The sequence below is a fragment of the Mesorhizobium sp. M4A.F.Ca.ET.020.02.1.1 genome (assembly GCF_004022645.1).
Lineage (GTDB): Bacteria > Pseudomonadota > Alphaproteobacteria > Rhizobiales > Rhizobiaceae > Mesorhizobium.
On sequence record NZ_RZOI01000573.1, the window covers coordinates 1 to 4024 of the forward strand.

4 protein-coding genes and 1 pseudogene are annotated in these 4024 nt (G+C 66.1%); all 5 read right to left on the minus strand.

The genetic code is table 11. The annotated features are described in order from the left end of the window. Positions 1–674: CHASE domain-containing protein (locus tag EN742_RS26950; RefSeq protein WP_189375607.1), on the minus strand; the 674-nt coding region annotated here is incomplete at its 3' end. 233 nt (positions 675–907) lie between these two features. Next, entirely contained in the window at positions 908–1774 is an 867-nt protein-coding gene (locus EN742_RS26955) for a hypothetical protein (RefSeq protein ID WP_245482451.1), read from the minus strand. 121 nt (positions 1775–1895) lie between these two features. Continuing rightward, entirely contained in the window at positions 1896–2444 is a 549-nt protein-coding gene (locus tag EN742_RS39635; RefSeq protein WP_348632868.1) for a hypothetical protein, read from the minus strand. Further along, positions 2427–3556: pseudogene (locus EN742_RS39640) on the minus strand (AMP-binding protein); the annotation flags it as partial. The gene EN742_RS39635 and the pseudogene EN742_RS39640, both read right to left, overlap by 18 nt. Before the next feature lie 178 nt (positions 3557–3734). Continuing rightward, a partial coding sequence (locus EN742_RS26965) for a WYL domain-containing protein (RefSeq protein WP_128333478.1) occupies positions 3735–4024 on the minus strand: 290 nt, incomplete at its 5' end.

A 4024-nucleotide genomic window follows, 5' to 3' on the forward strand; every position in this document is an offset into this window, starting at 1 on the left:
ACATTGTCGCCGCCGAAGAAGCGTTCGCCGCCGCCCCCCAGCGCATCCTTGCCGGTCAGGGCGACATCGATGTCGATGGCGGGATCGGTGAGGCCGCTCGCCGCGTAGAGCCGGTCGACATCGACCACCGCCGAGACGATGCCCCAGAAGCGGTCGCCGCCGCCCGCCGTCGGCACGAAGACCGGGATGCGGCCTATGAAGCCCCGCCCGCCTTGCGCCAGGTCGACCGGGCCGGCGAACACCAGTTCGTGCCTGTCGCGCGCCCGAAGCGCTGCCGCGCGCTGCGCCTCGTTCTTGCGGTAGTCGAGCCCGATCGCCTTTTCGTTGCCTTTCAACGGATACATCAGCGAGATGACGAGGTCCGGCGCGCCGGCGATGTTGCGCAACTGCGACTTCTGCTCGAACAGATTGCCGGCGAGCGACGCAAATCTCTGCTGGCCCATATAGGGCTCGGTGACGATGGCCGACACCAGGCCCTGTGTGAGCTGAAGGTTGCCGTTGATGTTGCCCTCGATCTTGGCGCGGATGATGTTGACCTTGGCCAGGACATCGGCGCGCACCAGTTGATCGGAGACTTTTCTGTTCTGCTGGTCGGCAAATATGGCGCAGATCAGAAGCACGACAAAGGCTATCGCCGCCGGCACGTTGGCGGACGAAAAAACGGCCTGTCTCATGCGGCCTATGCTGAAATCCGTTCTGGCCAATTCGACCCGAATACCCTTCCTGGACAATAGTCCATCGGTCGAACCTAGTAGAAAGTGCTTAAATTTAGACTTCCAGGCCGGCCAGAAGTTTCAGCATTGGGCCGATTGCTGCAAGGACAGGAGGCGCCACGGATCAAGGGTAGGGAGGAGCTGACATAGCCGATCTCGCCACTTGGGGGAGATAGGCAGCTTCGACGCGGCGCCTATTTGCCGGCCATGTGGTCGGCCAGCGCCTGGGCCTGGGCAAGCAATGCCGGGAAGGCCGCATCGCCCGGCAGGCGCTCGCCCATGCAGGCGCGATAGTCGGCGTCGCCTTTCTCCCAGGCGGCATTGGCGGCATCGTACGACTTTTCGTCCTTGAGTTCCGAAGCCTGGTAGGCCTCCTGGAATTTCTGGGCGGCGGCGGCGGCCGCTGTCCACAAGGCATCGCAAGCCGCGATCTTCGGAACGGCGGGCGCCGCGGGTGCCTCGGCGATCATGACCCGATCGCCCTTGACCAGCGTGACGATGACCTGCTGGTCGTAGATCGGCCCGACATCCTGCGTCCAGCCGCCCAGCCGCGCGATCGCCATGTCGGCGCCTTCGGGCTTGTTCAGCGCAAAGTCGAGCGTCTTGACGAAGGCGGCATCGGCGCCGATGGCCTGGGTGTAGAAGGCGTCGAGCTTCAGCGCCGCGTCGATGCCGGCGGGCAGCTTGAGATTCTCATCGGTCTCGTCGGCCCTGGACTTCAGCCAGCGCTCGGCGAGCCCGCGCGTCGTCGCGACAAGGCTCGGGCCGTCGTCGCTCGTGGTGCATCTCAGCCCGTCGAGCATGCCGAATCCGATGTCGGAGTCGCTCAGGCTTTGGAGATTGATCGTGCCGGTTGCCGGAAAACCCTCGACCGCCAGCGGGCCGAGAAGGGCGGATAGGCGCTTTTCGAGATCGGCCATCGCCTTCACATTCTGGGCATCGAGCGATTCCACGGGAGCGTTCGCGCTTTCCTGCGCGGCGATGTCGGCAATCGCCTTGTCACGCGCGGCGATATAGTCATCCTCCGGCGAGGCAGCGAGTGCCGCGCTGCCCGCAAGCATGAAGAGAAGTATCCAGATCAACCTCATGACGTAGCCCCCAAAGTTAGCGATCAAAGCCCTTCGGAGCCTTCGCCCGAATTGGCGGCTTTTGCGTGGCGGAAATCTACGGAGAGCTGAATCTTTACCCGGCCTTGCGCTTCTCCACCTCGGCCTTGCGCAGCAAGAACCGCTGGATCTTGCCGCTTGGCGTCTTCGGCAGTTCGGTGACGAACTCGACCTCGCGCGGATAGGCATGCGCCGAGAGCCGCTTCTTCACATGCTGGGCCAGCTCCTCGGCCAGCGCCTCGCTGCCCTTGAAGGCCGAAGCCAGCACGACGAAGGCCTTGACGATCTCGGTGCGCTGCGGGTCGGGCACGCCGACCACCGCCGCCTCGTTGACCGCCGGATGCTCGATCAGCGCGCTTTCTACGTCGAACGGGCCGATGCGGTAGGCGGCCGAGGTGATGACGTCGTCGGCGCGGCCGATGAAGGAGACGGAGCCGTCCGGCTCGTATTCGACCGTATCGCCGGTGCGGTAATAGCCGCCCGCGATCGCCGGCGTCTCGGCCTGGTGGTAGCCGTCGAACCAGCGCAGCGGCGATCTTGCGATGTCGACGGCAAGCACGCCCGGCTGTTTGGGGCCGAGCTCGTTGCCCGCCTCGTCGAGCACCACCATGCGGTAGCCCGGCATGGCGAAGCCGGCCGAGCCCGCGCGCACGCTATGCGCCAGGCCATGATGGTTGTTTACCATCATGCCGTTCTCGGTCTGCCCGTAATGGTCGTGGATGGGGCGGCGAGATGAGCGTCGAACCAGCGGATCACTTCGGGGTTGAGCGGCTCGCCGGCACTGCTTACGACACGGAGCTTGCCCTTGACGCGGGCTGCGGCCTCCGCGCCTTCCGCCATCAAAAGCCGGTAGGCGGTGGGCGAGCCGGCGAGGCTGGTGACGCCCAGCCGCTCGATGATGGCGTAGGTGCTTCTGGCGTTGAAGGCGCCTTCGTAGAAGGTGGTGGCGATGCCGAGCTGCAGCGGCCCGGTGATGGCGTAGTACAGGCCATAGGCCCAGCCGGGGTCGGCGATGTTCCAGAACACATCATCGGGGCGGAGCCCGATCGCGTCGCGCATGTAGGCGCCGAAGGCGAGCAGCGCGTTGAGCGGCACCGGCACGCCCTTTGGATGGCCGGTGGTGCCCGAGGTCGACATCATCATGAACAGGTCGTCGCCCTTGCGCATCGCCGGCGGGCAGTCGGGGGCGGCGGCGGCAAGCGCTGCGCCGAAATCGATGTCGCTGGCGGGCAGGGTGTCGCCGGCGCCAAGGATGGTGGCGACGCGCGGATGGTTCTCGACCTCGTCGAGCTTGCCGCGGTTGGCCGGGTTGGTCACCACAAGCTTGGCCTTGCTGTAGCTCAGCCGGTGCTCGATCGCTTTCGGTCCGAAGGCGGTGAACAGCGGCTGGTAGACCGCGCCGATGCGCCATGCGCCGAGGATCAGCGCCACCAGCTCGGGGATGCGCGGCAGCATGCCCGCCACCACATCGCCAGGGCCGATGCCCAGGCCCTCGAGCATGTTGCCGGCGCGGCCGGACATGTCGGCAAGGTCGTCGAAGGTGAATTCGCGCAGCTCGCCGCTGGCCGAGACGGCGCGCAGCGCCAGCCGGTCCTCACCGGTGTAGCGCCCGCAGCATTCGACATAGGCGTTGATGCCGGTTGCCGGATCTCCGTGCAGCCGGCTGATCTCGTCCTCGAGGTGGAAATTCTGGACCGCGTCCTCGTAGCGCGGCAGGCCGGCCGGAGCTCTGGTCATGGCAATCCTCCCTCAGCGGCCAGCCATCTCCTGACGGCGGGCCGACGCCTCCAGATTGCCCGAAAACGCGGCGCGGGTCGATTGCGGCGATGGCCGGGGAGGGCGTCTTTATAGTGACGGGAGGGGGACGCGCTCGCCGGCTTTCGCCAATTGCCTGCGTTGAGGGCGAAGGCATGCGCTAAGGCAGGCGCAATCCTTGCGCCTCCATATGCCGCTTCCAGCGGCTGCGCAGCTCTGCCGGCCGGCAACCGATGCGCTCGTCGAGAAACGCGGCAGCGCTGATGCGGTCGGTGCGGAAATGGCGGAAATCCTGGCGCAGCTCGCACCAGGCGGCGAGCAGGCGCACCGTTTCGGCATAGCCGATCATCGTCGGCCAGACGACGCGCTCACTGCCCTCGTCGCGTTCGTTGCGGTAGCGGATGCGGATCTTGTGGCCTGTGCGGATCGATGCGCGTGCCCGCGCGACAT